15 protein-coding genes are annotated in these 19,239 nt (G+C 43.6%); 6 read left to right on the top strand and 9 right to left on the bottom strand.

What is annotated here, in order from left to right:
• The first annotated feature begins 281 nt into the window (after positions 1-281).
• The gene (locus ACTRWI_RS17100) at positions 282-533 is read left to right on the top strand and encodes a hypothetical protein (RefSeq protein ID WP_499133018.1); all 252 of its coding nucleotides are present in this window, start codon (positions 282-284) and stop codon (positions 531-533) included.
• Between the two features lie 91 nt (positions 534-624).
• On the opposite strand, the gene ACTRWI_RS17095 is transcribed toward ACTRWI_RS17100, so the two are convergent.
• A complete protein-coding gene (locus ACTRWI_RS17095; protein WP_499133017.1) occupies positions 625-1,230 on the bottom strand; it encodes a DUF2238 domain-containing protein in 606 nt (201 codons plus the stop codon).
• Between the two features lie 200 nt (positions 1,231-1,430).
• On the opposite strand from ACTRWI_RS17095, the gene ACTRWI_RS17090 reads away from it, so the two are divergent.
• Together ACTRWI_RS17090 and ACTRWI_RS17085 are read left to right on the top strand one after the other, a co-directional pair.
• Positions 1,431-2,270 carry an isopenicillin N synthase family dioxygenase gene (locus tag ACTRWI_RS17090; protein WP_499133016.1) on the top strand — a complete coding sequence of 280 codons (840 nt, stop codon included), beginning with the start codon at positions 1,431-1,433 and terminating at the stop codon, positions 2,268-2,270.
• Between the two features lie 162 nt (positions 2,271-2,432).
• Positions 2,433-3,068 carry a DNA-J related domain-containing protein gene (locus ACTRWI_RS17085; protein ID WP_499133015.1) on the top strand — a complete coding sequence of 212 codons (636 nt, stop codon included), beginning with the start codon at positions 2,433-2,435 and terminating at the stop codon, positions 3,066-3,068.
• A 79-nt stretch (positions 3,069-3,147) separates the two neighbouring features.
• Here ACTRWI_RS17085 and mrdA read toward each other — a convergent pair whose 3' ends face one another.
• The 5 genes from mrdA to ACTRWI_RS17060 all read right to left on the bottom strand — a co-directional run bounded on the left by mrdA (position 3,148) and on the right by ACTRWI_RS17060 (position 11,060).
• Positions 3,148-5,025, bottom strand: a complete 1,878-nt coding sequence (mrdA, locus tag ACTRWI_RS17080; protein WP_499133014.1) for a penicillin-binding protein 2 — start codon at positions 5,023-5,025, stop codon at positions 3,148-3,150.
• A gap of 268 nt (positions 5,026-5,293) precedes the next feature.
• Entirely contained in the window at positions 5,294-6,949 is a 1,656-nt protein-coding gene (locus ACTRWI_RS17075; RefSeq protein ID WP_499133013.1) for a P-loop domain-containing protein, read from the bottom strand.
• Between the two features lie 120 nt (positions 6,950-7,069).
• Positions 7,070-8,977 (bottom strand): bifunctional diguanylate cyclase/phosphodiesterase, encoded by a 1,908-nt coding sequence (locus ACTRWI_RS17070; protein ID WP_499133012.1) that lies wholly within the window; start codon positions 8,975-8,977, stop codon positions 7,070-7,072.
• A gap of 178 nt (positions 8,978-9,155) precedes the next feature.
• Complete coding sequence (gene fabV, locus ACTRWI_RS17065) at positions 9,156-10,355, bottom strand: enoyl-ACP reductase FabV (RefSeq protein WP_499133011.1); 1,200 nt, start codon at positions 10,353-10,355, stop codon at positions 9,156-9,158.
• 81 nt (positions 10,356-10,436) lie between these two features.
• Complete coding sequence (locus ACTRWI_RS17060; protein ID WP_499133010.1) at positions 10,437-11,060, bottom strand: arylesterase; 624 nt, start codon at positions 11,058-11,060, stop codon at positions 10,437-10,439.
• Here ACTRWI_RS17060 and ACTRWI_RS17055 point away from each other — a divergent pair.
• The 3 genes from ACTRWI_RS17055 to ACTRWI_RS17045 all read left to right on the top strand — a co-directional run bounded on the left by ACTRWI_RS17055 (position 11,047) and on the right by ACTRWI_RS17045 (position 16,160).
• On the top strand, positions 11,047-11,733 hold the full coding sequence (locus tag ACTRWI_RS17055) for an ABC transporter ATP-binding protein (protein ID WP_499133024.1): 687 nt from the start codon (positions 11,047-11,049) through the stop codon (positions 11,731-11,733). The genes ACTRWI_RS17060 and ACTRWI_RS17055 overlap by 14 nt on opposite strands.
• A 1-nt stretch (position 11,734) precedes the next feature.
• Positions 11,735-14,182: an ABC transporter permease gene (locus ACTRWI_RS17050; protein WP_499133009.1), complete on the top strand. Its 2,448-nt coding sequence runs from the start codon at positions 11,735-11,737 to the stop codon at positions 14,180-14,182.
• Between the two features lie 523 nt (positions 14,183-14,705).
• On the top strand, positions 14,706-16,160 hold the full coding sequence (locus ACTRWI_RS17045) for an FAD-dependent oxidoreductase (protein ID WP_499133008.1): 1,455 nt from the start codon (positions 14,706-14,708) through the stop codon (positions 16,158-16,160).
• 82 nt (positions 16,161-16,242) lie between these two features.
• Here ACTRWI_RS17045 and ACTRWI_RS17040 read toward each other — a convergent pair whose 3' ends face one another.
• The 3 genes from ACTRWI_RS17040 to ACTRWI_RS17030 form a co-directional block, all read right to left on the bottom strand.
• Entirely contained in the window at positions 16,243-17,193 is a 951-nt protein-coding gene (locus tag ACTRWI_RS17040) for a 5-oxoprolinase subunit C family protein (protein WP_499133007.1), read from the bottom strand.
• Positions 17,186-17,932, bottom strand: coding sequence for a 5-oxoprolinase subunit B family protein (locus ACTRWI_RS17035; protein WP_499133006.1), 747 nt, complete (start codon positions 17,930-17,932; stop codon positions 17,186-17,188). Before ACTRWI_RS17035 ends, ACTRWI_RS17040 begins: the two co-directional genes overlap by 8 nt.
• Before the next feature lie 98 nt (positions 17,933-18,030).
• On the bottom strand, positions 18,031-18,774 hold the full coding sequence (locus tag ACTRWI_RS17030) for a 5-oxoprolinase subunit PxpA (RefSeq protein WP_499133005.1): 744 nt from the start codon (positions 18,772-18,774) through the stop codon (positions 18,031-18,033).
• Positions 18,775-19,239: the final 465 nt, after the last annotated feature.

Raw genomic sequence — 19,239 nt, 5'->3', positions numbered from 1 at the left:
TGAGTTTTTCCGTTATACGTATTTTGTCTGGCGCGCTTACTCTATTGATTTTGCTAGGTATAGCGTCCCAGAATAGCAACAATATAACTGAACCTACTCCCACAGCGCTGTTTTCTAAGCTCAAATCTCGGTTCCGGTTATCGCGACACTCGGCGGCATACTGTTGCTCTCGGAGCCTGTCACCATGAAATTTGTAATTTCATCAACCATCATATTAGTCGGCATAAGCTTAGTGCTTGTGGCGCCTAAACTTAAACAATAAGAATCAGCACGTTACCTTTATGGCGAAACCAAACAAGAAGCAACCCACGAAAACCGTTCAAATATTTTGCGCGAAATGCAAAACACAGTTATTCAAATATCGAAAAGGCGGTAAGGGTGCGCTCATAAAATGTTTTAAGGAAAGGATTGTCGAAGACTTTACAACAGAGCCGTGCATTTGCCCTGAATGTGGAATTGAGTTTGCTCGAGATACCTTAGTACGAGGCACACCCGCATTTAAGTTTGTGGGTGGTAAGGTCACGATGAAATAGCCTTGAAGCTAAAAACAAAAATGCCACAACGTTTAGCACGTGTGGCATTTGAAAGTGAGTTTTGAACAAGCTGAGTTAATGAAGTGTTTGGCTACACTTTGGTACGTCCTTGAAGCTTGAGAAGCAGCAGTGAGATGATAGCTCCGGTCGTATCACATAGCATGTCTTTTTGCGCATCCCAAATATCACCTTGTGACCCAAGGAAAGCGATTCCCTCATCACCACCTGCGATTTCAGCATACCACCACTCAATAATTTCATAGCCTGCTGCAACACTCATGATGGCAAACAGTGCAAATAAGCACGCAATTACGGGCTGAGCCAGCTTCTTCCGAATAAGATACTCAGCGAGTGGGTAGGCATAAAGTCCGATAGAGAAGTGTGCGACTCTATCAAAATTGTTGCGCTCAGAGCCAATTAACTGATTAAAAAAATCGAACGGTACTTCCGCAAAAGTGTACTTAGCGCCAATTGTGTGCAGTGCCAACCAAATGAACATCAAAACATAAGCGGTTTTTGAAAACGTTAATTTTGTCGATAACCACCAAATCCCGACAAGAATCAGTAGGGCGGGCACGATTTCTGCTATCCAAACCGATCTTGAAGACGGCACAAACGCTGAGAATAGAAAAACAACGAGATACAACGCAGTGAGCGAGAGTAGAGGTCTATTTTGAGCAAGTGGCGTAATTGTCATCATCAGATCCTATATAAGTTTTATGTATAGTTACACAATAATGAACACTGTTCAATTTTAGTTTTGATTACAAAAATTGTTGAAAAGTTGTGTTAACGCACAGTATCTGGACAAACGGTTGCGAGAGTTTCACTAAAATTTGATTTACAGTAAAGCGATCCATAAAATCCCCGTATCACTACACAACAAGAAAGAAAGTCATGAAACTGGAAACTGTCGATTATCTTGCTGACGACGCAGCAGAACAATTTGTTCGCTCTTTACGTGAAACTGGATTTGGCGTACTGAAAAATCACCCAATCCCGAAAGAGCTTGTTGAGTCAATTTACGAGAACTGGTACCAATTCTTTATCTCTGAGGAGAAAGAGAACTTCCACTTCAATGTTGAAACACAAGATGGATATTTTCCACCTTCAGTGTCTGAAGTTGCAAAGGGCCACGCGGTAAAAGACATTAAAGAGTACTTCCACGTGTACCCTTGGGGTCAAATTCCTGAGCAGCTTAAAGAGCAGATTCTAGATTACTACCAACGCGCTAATGCTTTTGCTCAAGAACTATTAAGTTGGGTTGAAGCTCACGCACCTCAAGAAGTACAAGAAAAATTCTCTATCGCTCTATCAGAAATGATCAATGGCAGCGAACAAACTCTGCTTCGCGTACTTCACTACCCACCGATGCAAGGTGATGAAGAACCAGGTGCTATCCGTGCTGCAGCACACGAAGACATTAACCTTCTTACTGTGCTACCTGCAGCAAACGAGCCAGGCCTACAAGTTAAATCTCAAAACAACGAGTGGCTTGATGTGCCGTGTGACTTCGGCAACATGATCATCAACATCGGTGACATGCTTCAAGAAGCATCTGGTGGCTACTTCCCATCAACGACTCACCGTGTAATTAACCCAACTGGTGCACGCCAAGAAAAATCACGCATCTCACTGCCTCTATTTTTGCACCCTAAACCAGAAGTGGTTCTATCTGAAAAGTACACAGCAGATGAGTACCTAATGGAGCGCTTAAGAGAGCTAGGCGTTATCTAATTAGTCAAACTTTTAATCTAAAGGCCAGCATCACGCTGGCCTTTTTGTTGTTTGAACATATAACTGATTGAAATTTATTTAGTTTGAAACTCGACAAACCGCGATAGATCGCTTTCAATTAATAATACACACAAATGTATATGGTAACGGGCCCAATCAATTATGTTAGACAACCCAGAATCATCGAGCCACCAAGACATGAGCCGTCATTTTCATGCTCATATGGAAAACCCGTTGCTCTGGCCAATAATGGAAGTCCTCAAACAAAAGCCAAGTGGGTGGAAGGTGCATACCTTGGCTGCGCATCTTAATGAACTCGGTTTCGTTCCAGTGTTAGACCAAGTTCCAGAGAAGGAGTTATTCAAGAAAAATTTCTTAATCATGAATGCGCTCTACCAGCTGCAAGAGACACTCTACCCAGATAATTGGCTTCAAGTTCAGGCGATGGACATAGAGCTAATGTGCGGCAGATATCATGGAAGCACACACGCTATTGACCATGAAGACCCATTGCGTGAGTATTATATTGACTGGTCGAATTATGAGGCCGAAGAGGGTGAAGTTAAAAGGCTATTGAATGAGTTTTGGACTCGATATAAAAAGTATGTCGGTGGTGTCGAAACAGACATGGATCGAAGCCGAGCATTGAGCCTGTTTGAATTGCCGCTTGACGCTTCACCAGAAGAAATACGTAAACAGTGGAGACGGCTAGCGCTTCGCTGGCACCCAGATAGAGATAAAGGTAACACGGCTCAGTTTCAAAGATTGTGCGAAGCGTGGCATGTCTTGCGAAGCTAAATTGTCCCGCTGGATGTGTTGTGGTTTATGAACAACAAAGCCTCACTTTAGACAAGTGGGGCTTTGTACATGTTGTCAGTTATGAGTGACCTTTACTCACCCCTCTTTTGTGTTCGAATGCATAATCAAGCACTTTGCGGATGTAAGGTGCTGCGACCTTAGAACCACCATTACCATGTTCAATAACGACAGTGGCAACGTATTCCGGATGTTGATAAGGCGCAAAGGCAGTGTAGAGCGCGTGGTCAAGTAGATGCCTTTCGAGCTCTTTTGAGTTGTACACCTGATCCTTTGCCAAACCAAATACTTGCGATGTACCCGACTTACCACCACTTGTATACTTGGTTCCTTTAAACGCTCTTCTACCACTACCACGGCTGCCATGGTTCACTAGTCGCATCGCATTAATCGACACATCCCAGATCTTGTCTGGAACTTCGTCAATAGATGGCATTTGCTTTGGATCGACTAGCTGTTGTGTGTCAAAATCTTCACCATGATCTAATGTTGCACGCAGTATATGGGGAGGCATGACCTTACCGTGATTGACTAACACAGAGGTCGCTTTCGCAAGTTGCAGCGGGGTCGAAGTCCAGTACCCTTGTCCAATACCAATCGGTACTGTGTCACCTTGATACCAAGGTGTGCGGTAGCGCATCATCTTCCAATCTCGAGTCGGCATATTGGCGTTACTTTCTTCGTATATGTCGATGCCCGATGGCTTACCAAAACCAAAACGATTCATCCACGTACTGATCCTATCGATACCTAGGTCAAATGCCACTTGATAGAAAAATGAATCCACTGATTCTTCGATTGCTTGTGTTACGTTAACCGGACCATGGCCCCAACGTTTCCAGTCACGCCAAGCTTTGGAGTTAGACTTAGAGCCTGGGATACGCCAAACACCGTGATCATTGCGAATGGTATTTTCTGAAATTACATGCTCTTGTAAGCCAGCAACAGCCATGAACGGCTTAACAGTAGAAGCAGGAGGATAAACACCTAGCGTTGCTCTGTTTACCAATGGGTGGGCTGGGTCATTGAGTAATGTTTGGTAATTCTTACTAGAAATGCCATCAACGAAAAGGTTAGGGTCGTAACTCGGGCTTGATGCCATTGCCAAAACACTGTTGTCTTTCGGGTCGAGGATAACTGCGCTACCAGTCCGATGGTCAAGCTGCTCAAACGCGTACTTTTGCAGTTCGAGATCAATGTTGAGCACGATGTCTTTCCCGGCAACAGGTGGAACATATTTTATGGTTCTGACGATACGGCCTCGGCTATTAACCTCAACCTCTTGATAACCTTTTTGACCATGAAGTATATCTTCGTAGTATCGCTCAACACCAAGCTTACCGATGATAGTTGTTGCTTGATAATTCGCTTCTTTGCCTTGTTCTTCTAGTTTTCTTAGGTCGTTGTCATTGATGTGTGCAACATAGCCTAATACATGGGTCAGTACTTCACCATTAGGGTAGAAGCGCTTTAAGCTAGTATCGATTGTCAGTCCGGGAAACAAGTATTGGTGAACAGAGAATTTTGCGATCTCTTTTTCCGTCAGGTTTTCTAATATCGTAACGGACTTAAAACGGCGGGTGTTGCGATAGCGCTTTTTAAAACGCGTAATTTGCTCCTCACTCAGCGGGATGTACTCGTTGAGCTTGATCAGCATCTCGTCTACATCTTTTGTTTGCTCAGGTATCAGGGTGAGTGAAAACACCAGTTTGTTTTCAGCCAACAACACACCATTCCTGTCGTAGATTAGCCCTCGCGTAGGGGCGATAGGGAGCACTTTAATTCGGTTCCCGTCAGCGCGGGTTTGGTAGCTATCAAAGTTTTGAACTTGAAGTCGGTATAGGTTACCGACTAAGACGAGAGTGAAAAGCAGAATACCTATGAATGCGACAATAACACGGTTTCTAAACAGGTTTACTTCACTTTTATGATCGCGCATTTTTACGCGTTTGTGGTACATCAAATCTTAGCCTGTTACATTTGGTTACACTTGTTTAGGCGGACTTTACCATAGCTTCGTAAAAACTATGTCATGTTTTATGCGCTTCTCAAAGATAACCAGAGTTATATAAATTATGGGGAACGAAGTGCTGGTTACATAACCAGCTCGAACTCAACATTTGTGGTTCGATAGTACGTGTTCTTAGATGAGTAGGAATAAAAACGACCCCCATCTTTGGGAGCCGTTATTTGATATTGATTAGAACTTAGTGCGAAGGCTTGAACTGAGATTTACGCATACGGTTAAGAGCCGCCATAACATCCAATGTTCTTGGCTTTGCTAAGTCACCATAGTTAGGCATATTTTGGTGCCAATCATTACCAAGAATCGCGTTGAACTCTTTTGCAGGATTATTCGACCAGCCCGGCATTTGTGCGAACTGGAACCAAGCCCAACCAATCGCGTTGACTTCAGACGTTGATTCAAGTTGCTCTAGTGCAGCTAGGTCTGCAAACTCTTTACCAAAACGCAGAGACTCTTTGCCTTTAGCACTTACTCGGAACTTACCATCAGTAAGGATGTTCATCAGTGATGCACGGTTCAGTGAACGGGGAACAAACATCTCTAACGGTGTTTCACACTCGTTAGTACGCTGAGTAGGGTGCTGGGCAATCACATCTTTTGCTTTCTCTGTCACATCTACCGCTTGGTAATCATGCATTTGAATAACAGTGTCTGCTACGTCAAGGTAATCACCAGAACCGCCCATAACGACGATGGTAGCGATTTCCATTTCATCACGTAGTTGGCCAATACGGTCTACAAGAGGAGTAATCGGCTCGTCACCTTTTGAAACCAATGCCTGCATACGCTCATCACGGATCATGAAATTGGTCGCTGATGTATCCTCATCAATCAATATGGTTTGAACACCGGCTTCAATCGACTCTTGCAGCCAAGCTGCTTGAGAGGTAGAGCCCGACGCATCTTGAGTACTGAAATCAGACGTATCTTTCTTCATCGGAAGATGATTGATGTAGTTAGACAGGTTTAAGCTGTGCACACATCGGCCATCTTCAGCGCGAATCTTCATGGTATCAATGGCAGTCACGATACCTTCACGGCCATCACCAGGAATGTGGTTGTAGATAGAACGCTCAACCGCATTCAATAGTGTCGATTTACCGTGAAAACCACCACCAACGATCAATGTAATCCCTTTAGGAATGCCCAAGCCTGTTACATTGCCTTGGTTTGGCGTGTTTAACGTAACGCTCAGTGATTCTGGTGCTGTAAAAGGAACCGCATCTTTCATTGGAAGGTCACAGTTACCAGCGATGCGTGGTAATACACTGCCATTTGCCACAAATGCCGCTAGGTTGTGCTCATCTAGCTGTGCACGTAGCGCTTCTTGGTCTTCGATAGTTTCACAGTGCTTAATCATTGCATCGATGTTCAGTTCACGTTCTAGCGTTGCACGGCGGATAAACTTCGGCAGGTAAAAGGTGATGATGTTGTTCGCTTTCTTCGCAAGAATGCTACGGCCATCAGCAGGTAGGTTAATACGGAAACGAATTTCGATACCGTGCTCAGTAAACACGACGGCAGTGTTATCGAGTACTGTTTGACCCGTTAATGCAATAGAAACGGTCGCTTCTTGTTTTGCGAACTCAGCAAAGCTACGTGCAATAAAGTCACGAGCCGCTACTTGGTATTCATAAGACTTTTCTTTCAGCCAATCTAACCCAGTTAACGACCACGCGCGCGTTGCACGAAAGCGAGAAGCTGACGCGTATGGGTCACCTTGAATGTGGTCGATGTGTAATTCGAAATCAGCAAAGTCGTATTGACCTTTAATTTGTTGATATGCACGGTAGTTTTGTTTTTCGAGCTTTTTAAGCTTTGCAGTCAACTGATCCATAACGAGGGATGCCTATATAAAGGGGAAGATAAAAACAGAAAGGCGGCGATTATAAAAATCACCATCTATAGAGTAAAGAGAAACTAGGCTTAAATCCAAAACTATCTGTGCTTTTCTGCTTTAAGAGTAACGAGTTGTCCCTAAATAGTTTTGATTGACTAAGCTGTGCTCAAATTCTTGGCTTGGCATCGGCCTGCCATAAAGGTAACCCTGGCCAACGTCACAGCCCTCATCAATAATAAACTGCTCCTGAACTTCTGATTCAATTCCTTCAATCATCACTTTCAGCTCCAACTTTTTCGCGATCTGAACGATTGAACGGACAATCTCAGAGTCCTCACTCGAGTCGAGCATCTGGTCGATGAAACTCTTATCAATCTTGATTGCATCAAATGGGAACTTCTTAAGGTAACTGAATGATGCGTAGCCGGTACCGAAATCATCTAGTGACAATGTCACGCCTATATCGTGCAATGTTTCAAGCGTGTTCTTAGCCACCACTTCATCTGCAATCAGTCCACTTTCTGTTACCTCGAGCTCTAAAAAGTGAGGTTCAAGGTGATAGGTTTCCAGTAAATGGACGACTTGCTCTGCAAACAGCGCGTTCTTGAGTTGCACCGCAGACACATTTACCGCCATCTTAAAATCTTCAACGTATTCAGACCATTCTTTGGTTTTTTCAATCGCATTACGCAGTACGAAGCTACCGACTTCGAAAATCAAGCCGTTCTGCTCTGCCATGTGTATTAAGGTTTCGTTAGAAATGTCGCCTAAAACAGGGTGCCGCCACCGAAGTAGAGCTTCGGCACCCACCCAGCGGTGAGTTAATGGGCAAACTTTGGGTTGGAAATAGAGCATCAAATCATCGTTACGTACCGCTTGCAGCAAGTAACCTTCGATCTTGTTGATATGGCTTTGCTCGTCAGTATGAGATTGAGAGTAGTAGGCAAACTTTTGTCCGGAATCTTTGCATGCGAGCATAGCTTCAGAGGACTTCTGGAGAATACTCTCAGCATCATCTTCGCTATTGGTAGTCGCAATGCCGATAAACGCATGCAGGTGAATTTTATCCTTATCAATGTAAAATTCTGAGTGGCCAACGTTTACCAGTGTTTGACAGAGTTCTTCAAGACGATGGTGCAAATCCTTAACGCTGAACGCCAATACCAAGTCAACAGAAGTAGGGCGTGCTGTTAATACTTCGATATCAGAGATGCTGTCGATACGTTTTCGGTACTCCACCAAAACTTTATCTAACGCGTTGTAGCCGTATCGCGCTTGTATACGCCTGCCATTAGTGAAACCGATATGAATGACGGCGAATGAACAATCAGTGAGTCGTCGTTGTGATGATAGTTTGTGATTAAGACGCGACTCAAACGCATTGCGGTTCAAGAAGCCGGTTCCGAGATCGTGGTTCTTTTGAAAATTGATTTTTTGTTCAGCCGCTTTGCGCTTGTCTATTTCTTGGTTCAAAGAATAATTCAGACTTGCGAGATCTTTGGTTCGTGTATACACGCGATTTTTTAGGTCGCGATTCAATTGTGCTAACTTTGCATGTTGGAAGAGGGTTTTAAGCTGAGATTCTATTGAGGTACGAAAGCTCTCGAGCAGTTTTATGTAGGTGGGCGTATAGTGATTTTCCTTCGAGTCCAAGATGCAAATGGTTCCGAAGATCTCACCATTTGGCCAAAGAAGAGGAATACCACAATAAGAGACCAAGCCCAGTTCAATGTCGGGATTATTTTCCCATGATGGATCTTTGAGCGCATTAGGTAAGAGTAGGCGCCGTTGCGATTCCATTACAGTTTCACAATAAAGGCCATTGCCTAACTTTTCTGAGTCACCTTTATTGTAAGGGTTGTTCTCGCTATGACTGGTGGAGAAGACTTCAATGTAATTGGAGTGAACACGCATAATAAGCGCAGCTGGCACTTGAGTAATTTGAGCTAAGAGATCGACAATATTTTGCCAACCGTGCTCCATATCGTCTGGGATATCTAAATCGAGTGTTTTTATTTTATTCATATGACTCCGAGTCAATTATGCTAAATGCATCAACATATCCTGTGTTAATTATGATGAACCAAATAAAACTGTGAATCTTGCCTGATTTAAGTATAAGAAATGCTGCACAAAAAACCTCGGCAATTTTGCAGAGGTTTTCAAATGTGAATATGGGTATCAGTAATGAGATAAATTTCGACTAAGGCTTTAATTTTATGAAGTCTTCACTGTTCAGCTTCTTAGTGTAGTCGACTGATGGTTGTGCAAAACCGTTTAGCTGCAAGAATTCATCTTTAAATCCTTGGTAATCACCTAAGGTTTGGAAGTTGTTTTCGTCCATATTATTAAGCAACTTTGCCACATGGGCTTGCGTCTCTGGGTCAAGCTCCAAGTCGTCCATTCGTATCAACCGCTCACCATCAAGCGGCACTTTTGATTGACCGTAGAGTTTGGTGCTAAACAGGCGCTGCATTTGCTCGATACAGCCTTCATGCGTCTGTTTTTCTTTCATCACTTGGTACAACGCAAGCAAGTAGGGGCTTAAGCCTGGGATAAATACACTCGCTTTGGTAACCAATGCCTTACATACCGTCGCATAAGCATTGCCGCCAAAGTTAGCTAACTTAAGGTTAAGCGCATGGCTCGTTTGATGAAGATCGATTTTTGCGCGACCTAAAGTACCGCCTAGATATATAGGGTGTGTCACTTCAGGACCAACATAGGAAAAGGCAATAGTTTTACAACCAGAAGCGATAGATTCGGCATTGATGAGTTCATCTATCCAGATTTCCCAGTCTTCGCCGCCCATGACTTTGAGAGTACTATCTTCTTCCTCAGCAGTTGCGGCTTCGAGAGTGTTGGTAACCCAACTATCATTTTCAAGCGAGATGGTCGCGCCAGTAACGCTTTCGCCAATAGGTTTGATAGCCGAACGCCAAAAATCATCACAATCAGGTTTAGGACGAAGGCCAGCAGCCAAACTGTAAATAACCAGATCAACTTCACCTTCGAAGTAGGTTTCTATCGCTTCAACAACTTGAGCGCGTGTTTCTTGAGAGAAGGCATCACCTACGATATTGATAGCTGTTCGCTGTTCGCGTTCCGCTTCTTTTTTGAAATAGATGTTGTTGTACCAACCAGCACTGCCAAGGGATTTATCGTTGGGACCACGTTCAAATGAGACGCCAATGGTGTCGGCTTGTGCACCACCAAAGGTTAGAGCGATACGAGCGGCAAGGCCGAAGCCTGAGGAAGCGCCGATGATTAAGACCCGTTTAGGGCCATCTTGGATTTGCGGCGCGCTCTTAACGAATTTAATTTGTTGCTTAACGGCTTCTTGACAGCCAATAGGGTGAGCGCTTTTGGCTACCACACCCTTGATAACAGGTTCGATCAGCATAAATAACCTTGCAGTTAACGGTGATATGCACTCAGGCTAACGTAAAGCTGTGTAAAATTTATTGAGCTAGACCATTAAAACCTAAAGATACTGATATAATTCTTCGGCGACAAATTCAGCAATCCAAGGTTGAGCTTCTGGTTTCGGGTGTAGCCCATCGCTCATCATCCACTCAGGTTTTAAAATGATGTGCTCTAGGAAAAACGGCAACAACGGCACATTTTGTTGATCAGCCAACGCTGCAAATACGTATTCAAACTGTTGGTTATAACGCTTGCCGTAATTAGGCGGAACTTTAATTTGCATCATGATTGGTTTGGCACCAGCAGCTTTCACTTGCTTGATGATTTGATCCAAATTTGAAGACATCAGCTTAGGTGGGAAACCTCGAAGACCGTCGTTCGCACCCAGCTCGATGAGAACAGTATCTGGAGCATGGTCTTCAAGCAGTTGTGGCAAACGAGCTAAACCGTTACCCGTTGTATCACCAGAAATGCTTCCATTGACCACGATCACCGCTTTGTCGTGTTTCGCTAAAGCATCTGATAACAAACTTGGCCAACTCTGTTTGATATCCATGTTGTAACCAGCACTTAAGCTGTCGCCAAGTATCAGTAACTTAGACTCTTGGTTTGGCGCTGAGTCTTGAGCAAGAGAAGCGGTAGAAAATAATACAAAGAACAAAAAGGAAATTAGTCGAGTCATGCATACATCCATCATTAAAGCAGAAGCTGTTTCCAAGACAGTGTCTACTAATCAAGAACATTTAACAATCCTAGATCATGTCGATATTGATATTCGTGAAGGTGAAACAGTCGCGATTGTCGGCACGTCGGGAGCAGGTAAATCGACTTTGATGACATTACTTGCAGGGCTTGATGTTCCTACAAAAGGTGAAATTCATCTGCTAGGGCAACCGCTATCACAGCTTGATGATGAAGCGAGAGCGAAAATCCGAAGCGAATCGGTTGGGTTTGTTTTTCAAAGCTTTCTTTTAATCCCTAGTTTGTCTGCACTACAAAATGTAACCCTTCCGTGTTTGCTGAAAGGTGAAGATGAAGATATAGAACGTGCAACAGCCTTGCTCGAATCGGTTGGTCTAAAAGACAGGCTCGATCACTTACCATCTCAATTATCGGGCGGCGAGCAACAACGTGTGGCTTTAGCTCGCGCATTTATGATTAAGCCAAAGATTCTATTTGCTGATGAGCCAACGGGAAACTTAGACCAACAAACCGCAGCAAAAATCGTCGAACTTTTGTTTGAGCTGAACTCTTCTCACGGCACCACACTGGTATTGGTGACACACGATCCTAAGCTTGCACAACGTTGTCAACGAACGCTTAAGATGCATGTCGGACAGATAGAGGAAGTCTAAATTGAACTCATCAAAAGGACTGAACAAACGCCTGTTTTCATGGAGTATTGAAGAGATTCGACATGGTCAACTATGGCCGGTATCGATAGCTTTAACATTGATCATTGCCTGTGTTTTCGCGTTATCAGCATTGGCTGAGCGTATGGAGCAGGTCATCGTAAAACAGGGGAAAGATGCACTCACTGCTGACAGTGTGTTCATCTCAGCAAACCCAATTCCACAACCACTACTAGACATCGCTCAACTAGAGCAACTAGAAAGCTCTCAGTTAACCCGATTCTCAACCATGGCATTTAGCGACAACGCGATGCAGTTGGTGACAGTTAAAGCGGTAGAGAGTAACTATCCATTACGCGGGGAGATGGTTCTAGAAGGTGCAGACAATGCATCGAGCAATCACGTTGAGCCCGGTGAGCTGTGGCTCGACGAACGTATTTTTACGCAGTTGGATGTGGAAATAGGTGACAATGTCACTATCGGCGACGCTGACCTAACCATTACAGGGCGAATTACTCAAGAGCCGGGGCTTAGCTTTAACCCATTCCAACAGATGCCTGCTGTACTGATACATAATGATGACATCAACGCGACAGGTGCAATTCAACCGGGAAGCCGTGTAAGTTTCAGACTGTTCTTAAACGGTGATGATGCAAAACTTAAAATAGCTCAAGACAGTGTCGAATTAACTCCGAGTGATCGTTGGCGTACGCAAGATTCAGCGAGCCGCACTAATGATATGTTTGAAAGCACCACTCAATACTTATCACTAACGGTCGCTATTGTCGTAATTATGGCGGCAACTACCTTGGTATTGACTTGCCAGCATTATGTCGCAAGCCGTCGAAAGACCATCGCCATGTTAAAAAGCTTAGGCGCAAGTAAACCATGGATCATTAAGTGGCTATCGGTACAAGTTTCACTACTGGTTGTTATTGGTGCCGTTCTCGGTATCGCGATTGGGATCGGACTCGAGTTTCTTCTTCGTATTCCGATTGGTGACTTATTGCCTTCTCCGCTTCCTAGCTATGGTATCGAGCCTGCCATTCTTGCCATTGTATCGAGTATTCTAATCGGTGTACCAGCACTTGGCATTCCACTGCTTGGATTGGTCAATACCTCAGCGATCAGTGTCATTCAATCAAATCACAAGGCACAAGATAGTTATAAGAAGTTCGCGTTGTTGTTAGTGCCTATCATCCCAATGATGTTGATGTATGGTAATAATCTGTTGGTGTGGATTGTTCTTGCAGGAATCGTTGGCTTGTTCTTGATTCTCGCTTTGGTGAGCACTGTTGTGTTGCGACTGTTTAGTAAGTTGCCAGCATCAACCTCGATGCGTTTAGCTATAAGCCGCATCAATCGCACACCGCTTGCGACGGGCATTCAATTTGGCTCTTTGGCACTATCATTGATGCTGTTGTCTATCATCTGGTTGGTAAGAAGTGATCTGCTGTCAGATTGGCAACAAACCTTGCCCGAGGATGCGCCGAATGCATTTGCGCTTAACATAGCTGGTTATGAGAAAGACAGTTACCTTGCAACCATTGATGAAAACCAAGTTGAACGCACTCAAGCATTCCCAATCATTCGTGGACGACTGACTACGATCAATGGAGTCGAAGCGTCTGAATACAATGATACTTCAGAGCGCACAGACGCCCTAAGCCGTGAAATTAACTTCACTTGGGGCGAATCGCTACCAGAATATAATGAAGTACTTGAAGGCAGTTGGACGCAAGAACAGGGCGTATCAGTTGAATCTGCTGTTGCAGACCAGTTAGGCTTGAACATTGGTGACGAGCTTGTTTTTACCATCAACAGTCAAAATGTAGCAGCTAAAGTCAATAGTATTCGAAAAGTAGAATGGCGTGAAATGAAACCAAACTTTTACTTCATTTTCACCCCTGACGTACTGAGCTCAATACCTTCTACTTGGCTGGTTAGTTTTAGGCTAGAAGAACAACACAATTACATGCTCAATGAACTCTCTCGGAACCATCCAACCGTGAGTTTGATGGATATCAGGGTGATGGGCAGCAAGATCCAAGAGCTACTCAAACAGATTGTTTGGTCTATTACCGTGCTGGCCGCGCTTGGTGTTGTCGCTGGACTATTGCTTATTTTCACGCTGTTACGTCTTAGCTTATCTCAAAGACAACAAGAGATACGTTTGTATCGTACGCTAGGGGCAAGCAAGAAACGTATTCTCAACACCATATGGTGTGAATATGGATTAATGGCATTGGTTGCGGGCTCAATAGCAGCACTCAGTTCAGAAATGAGTGTTGCCGGTGTGATGAATTTTGGATTTGAGTTAGAACCGTCACTGCATCCAATGTTGTGGGTTACTTTACCTGTACTCACTTTCATAACCCTAGCAGCTGTGGTTAACAGCTTAATCAAGCGTCTATTAGCACCTGTAAATAAGGATTTTGGACAGTTAAGATAGAAACGCTCAAATAGGTTATTGAAGCGGTCTGATTGTGAACTTTTATATCAAGGTACCAACTAGGGATAGAAGCCACAGTTAGGCCGCTTTTTATTTAACCAGCGCCCGGCTTTAATTAGGGATTGGGTGCCTTAAAATCGACATTTATTAGCATAAAATGAAGCCTAATGTGTATTTATGTCGATTTAATAAACAGAGGTTAGTCCCTGTAAACAAAGGGTTTGCGCAACTTAGCGAGAACGTTATCAACAGTTATCCACAAAAACGGTGGATAACTTTAGGGATAAGTTAACATCTTTGTTTTACAAGTACTGAGACAGCCTTTATGTAGCGTCACTTAGGACAAATTTGACTGTTAGAATAACCTCGAAACTAGAATTCATAGTTATTGAGTCAAGAGATTATTTAAGTTTTTTACATAGATTCGGATATCAAGAAGGCTAAGACCTTGATAAAAATGTGTTTTAATTCGTCCTCGAACAAAAGTAGAATAGCGCCAGTTAATCTTATTCTATAGAACACGATGAACCACAACAAAACGGATATAAATCAAGCTTCTATTGCCATTGTTGGTGGTGGTATAGCCGGAACAACAAGCGCTATTCACTTCAGTGAGTTGGGTTTTAAGGTCATAATCTTAGAAAAAGGGCCGAGTTTGGTTAATGGTCCACCGATTTGCCACCTACACGCTGGCGGCAATTTGTATCGAGATATTTCTGTAGAGCAGTGTCTTCAGTTACTTACTCAGTCTATTGATACTGTTCGTCTGTTTCCTCATACGATCAATATTCGTCCTACTGTCATTGCTGTACCACACAGTGATGGTGGTGACCCAATTGACTTGCTTCCTCGCCTCAAAATAATCAAAGACGCTTATGCTGAGCTTGTTAAACAAGATAAAAGTAACCAAGTGCTTGGTGACCCCGAGGAATACTATAAGCTCTACAACAAAGAAGAACTCATCGCGCTTTCTCAGAAAACACAACCACTAAAACCGACATCACTTGACGAGTGGTGCATTCCTTTTGCGAAGCATACCGACTTAGACACGCTTAAATATCCTGTTGCTATGGTTCAAGAGTACGGTTGGAGTGTATTCCGACTTTCTGCGACCGCTCAGCTCTCCTTGAAGCAACAAGCTAACTGCACCGTGCTGACTAACAGCCGTTTACAATCGGTTCAATCAACGGGGCAAGGCTGGTCTTTGACTTATACCGACGTTGATAACCAAAGCCGTAAATTAACCACAGACTACTTGATTAACGCCAGTGGCTTTGAAACAGGCATCGTGGATGACTTTGTTGGGTCTAAGCAGCAGCGACTTGTTGAGTTTAAAGCCGCTTACGTCACAGAGTGGTCATATTCTCAAGAATGTAAGGAAGAATGGCCAGAGGTTATCTTTCATGGCCCCAGAGGCACTCCGCAAGGCATGGCTCAATTAACACCATATGCAGACGGTGTATTCCAACTTCACGGTATGACGGAAGGGATCACGCTGTTTGAAGGCGGGTTAGTTTCATCTTCGACAGATTCTTCTCAACCGCAGTTACCATCAAAACTGCTCAAGAAGATTGTATCTGGTTGGAGTGAAGAACAGCTCGAACTCAGAACACGTGCGGCAATTACCCATATGTCGCAGTTCATTCCGAGCTTTAGTTCTGCTCAAGTTGGTGGAAAACCTCTTTTCGGTGCTCAACAAATTCCAGGCACAGACCCAAGCCTAAGAGCCTCAGATGTCTCTTTCTGTGGTGAACGCTATGCAAGGCTTGAGGTAGTAAAAGCGTCTTCAACATTAGAAGCCGCGAAAAAGGTGGCTCAACACTGGTTCAATATTCCCGAGTCTGACTCGATTGAAGAGACACATTCAGTGACAACGTCACTTAAGTTGAACGATATTGAAAACAAAGCAATAGGGTTGACCCAAGAACGTGGATACCCAAATGCGCTGGCGAAAGTTTCAGGCCAAGACCACCACTAAAACGAACAATCGGCTTACTTAGGTAAGCCGATTTATTATTCTTTAGCAGCCATAATTATCAACGGTAGCTGAAAGTTCATCATCAATAACCGAAGAAACGCGCCCATTGGCACCAAACGTCTTGTAACCTCAATCGTTCTCCCTTGCTAAATGATATATGATGCCCGGGCATTGCTTGCGCTAAACGTGGCAAGTCAATTCTTGCGACACACCCGATCTTTGGATAACCACCAATAGTCTGCCTGTCATTAAGCAGAACAATAGGTTGCCCATCTTGTGGTACCTGTATAGCACCTAGCGCAATGCCTTCGGATAACAGTGATATATCTGGAGAGTGAACCGATTCACCACTAAGACGATAACCCATACGGTTCGAGTTTTGGTCCACGATATAGGGTGAGTTGTAAAACGTCTCCTTGGCTGATTCTGAGAATAGCTCGCTCTGGTAGCTCTCAATAACCCTTAAGTTAACCGGCAAATTGTAATCAGGTGTATAACGGAACGAGACACTAATAGGTTTAAAGTGCTTGGTGAGAGCTTGCTTATTGAAACTTAATTGGTCTCCAACTTGGCAAGGCTCACCATCTTGAGTTAATCCACCTATTTTTTCACGCGTTATTGTTGCACTGCTATTGAGGACTCCAGGTACAACGAAGCCACCTTTAATCGCAAGGTAAGCCCTGAGTCCATTCTTCGGTAAGCCAAACGAAAGCATTTGCCCTTTAAACGCTTGAAATGTACTCCAGTTGGGTAAAGGTTTCTCATCCAAAGTTGCCTGTAAGTCACCACCACAAATCGCCATCTCACAGTCATCATTGACTTGCAGGGAACACTGACCAAGAGTGATTTCTAGCGCCGCTTGATTAACGGGATTTGCTAATAAGTGATTTGCCCAACTATAAGAGTAATCGTCTACGGGACCACCTTGTGTTAAACCAAGGTGAGAAACGCCAAAGCGTCCAAAGTCTTGAATTAAACTTAAGGGCCCCGGTTTTACTATGGTTAGGCTCGCTTTGTTGACTGATTTAATCATGGCCTACACCTCCTCCAAGCTCGACAAACTCTTGTTTTGATATTGCTTTGAAGCGAACAGAGTCACCCACATTTAGAAGAGAAAACTGGTCGTGCATTTGGTTAGCCTGCCGAAACTGAGCGTGATCAAACAGAGAAATAGGGCAATTACCGATGATATTCCATCCTCCTGGAGAATCTGACGGATAAACCGCAGTCTTTGAATCTGCAATTGCGATACTTCCCTTAGGGACACAGAGCCGTGGAGTAGAGTGACGAGGTAGTATTAATGGTTCAACCACGTCTGACATAAAGGCGAAGCCAGGAATAAAGCCAATAGCGCTGACACTGTAAATCTGAGAAGTGTGATAGTGAATGATATCGTCTAGCGACAAACCTTTGGCCTGATACCGATCCAAATCAAGGGCCGTTTTTTTTGAGTAATAGGCTGGCAACTCGATAATGTTACGAGTGTTACTCTCACTTGAAAATGTCGCCATTGCTTCTGTCAGTATCGACTTGAGTTGAGAAATAAAGTGCTCTTCAGAAATTCGGTAAGGCAGATAGTCAACTAATATTGTGTTGTACGCTGGAGTGACATTCATTAATACTGTTGCTAAGCTCTGGCGAATAAAATCTGAAAAGTAGGCCATATATTGTGCATTGCTCCCACTAGAACCTGCGGTTAGTGGCTGTAGCGTCACAAGCACACTGCACTCAGCAACAGGCTTGATATTAAATTTTATCTCGTTGTTCGTCATTTGCTTTCCATACGTTTTATTCCAACTTCCATGTTAATGTGTCATGAGTGCTCCCTCTGTTCTTGTGCAGGGAACAGAGGGCATTTATTGCGCTGCTATCAATTAAACGCGTTGAGATCTTGTCGGATTTTTCTAATGAGTGCGATGGATTGAGGATTGTCACCATGAACACAGATGGTGTCAGCTTCGATGGGTAGCCTTTCACCTTCAATGGTCGTAACTGAACCATAGTTAACGATCTGCATCACTTGGTTGTAGATATCGTCTTGGTTCACATACACCGAACCTTTTTGCGAACGTGGCGCAAGTTGACCACTGTTTAAATATGCTCGATCAGCGAATGCTTCGAACAAAAGGGGCAAGTCGTGATCATCAGCGATGTCTAAGTATTGTTGGTTGTCAGAGGAAAAGAGGATCATAAGAGGGATATTAAATTCCGCTACTGCTTGCGCTACGGCATTAAAAACATCTGTATTTGCCATCATATCGTTATAAAGCGCACCGTGAGGTTTTACATAGCCGACACTTGTATGGTGATAACGGCACAGGGCTTGTAATGCACCGATTTGATAGCAAACGAGTTCACTGATTTCGTCCATACTGTGAGGAATTGACCTTCGACCAAACCCAACGAGGTCCTGATAACCAGGATGAGCACCAATTTGAGTATGATAGTGCTGGGCCAGTTTGATAGTCTTTGACATCACGTGGGGATCAGACGCATGAAAACCACAGGCGATATTTGCCATATCAACCCATTTCATGACCGATTCATCATCGCCCATCTTCCAGTTGCCGAAACTTTCTCCCATGTCGCAATTAAGCAAAATCTTCGTTGTCACGTGGTGCTAATCCTATACGTTAAAGTTACTAATGACGGTCTTATAAATGGCATAAATAAACCGTGATCTATTTCAAAATTTCGATACCAAAAAATTAATATCAAAATATTGGGTTATGTTCGCTTAACGTATGGTATTGCAGTTAAGTAAGATTAAATAGTGTGCTTAAGCACTCTCTTATACCAAGTTTCAGACTCCACATATTAATTGAGTTGTCATTCTGCAAATTCAAGTAAGAACTATACCAAACCAGAGTGGGTTGTAGTTGCGACTTTGTCTTATCGTTAAATAGGTCGATTATTGGCAATTTAGTAAACTGGATATTTGGAGAACTTAAAGACAAGTGCAGAGCACAAATAGCATTCACTCCTATTGGCACGAGTCTGAGAGTTCATTTATTCGATGATTCGAAACAAGATGCGATGTGATCTATCAAGTAAAATTCAACGGAAGGGGCAGATCGTA

It is taken from the genome of Pseudoalteromonas sp. G5_S1_14_S5, from assembly GCF_054968605.1.
Note: the sequence above shows the minus strand (reverse complement) of the source record. Positions and strands in the feature narration are given on the sequence as shown.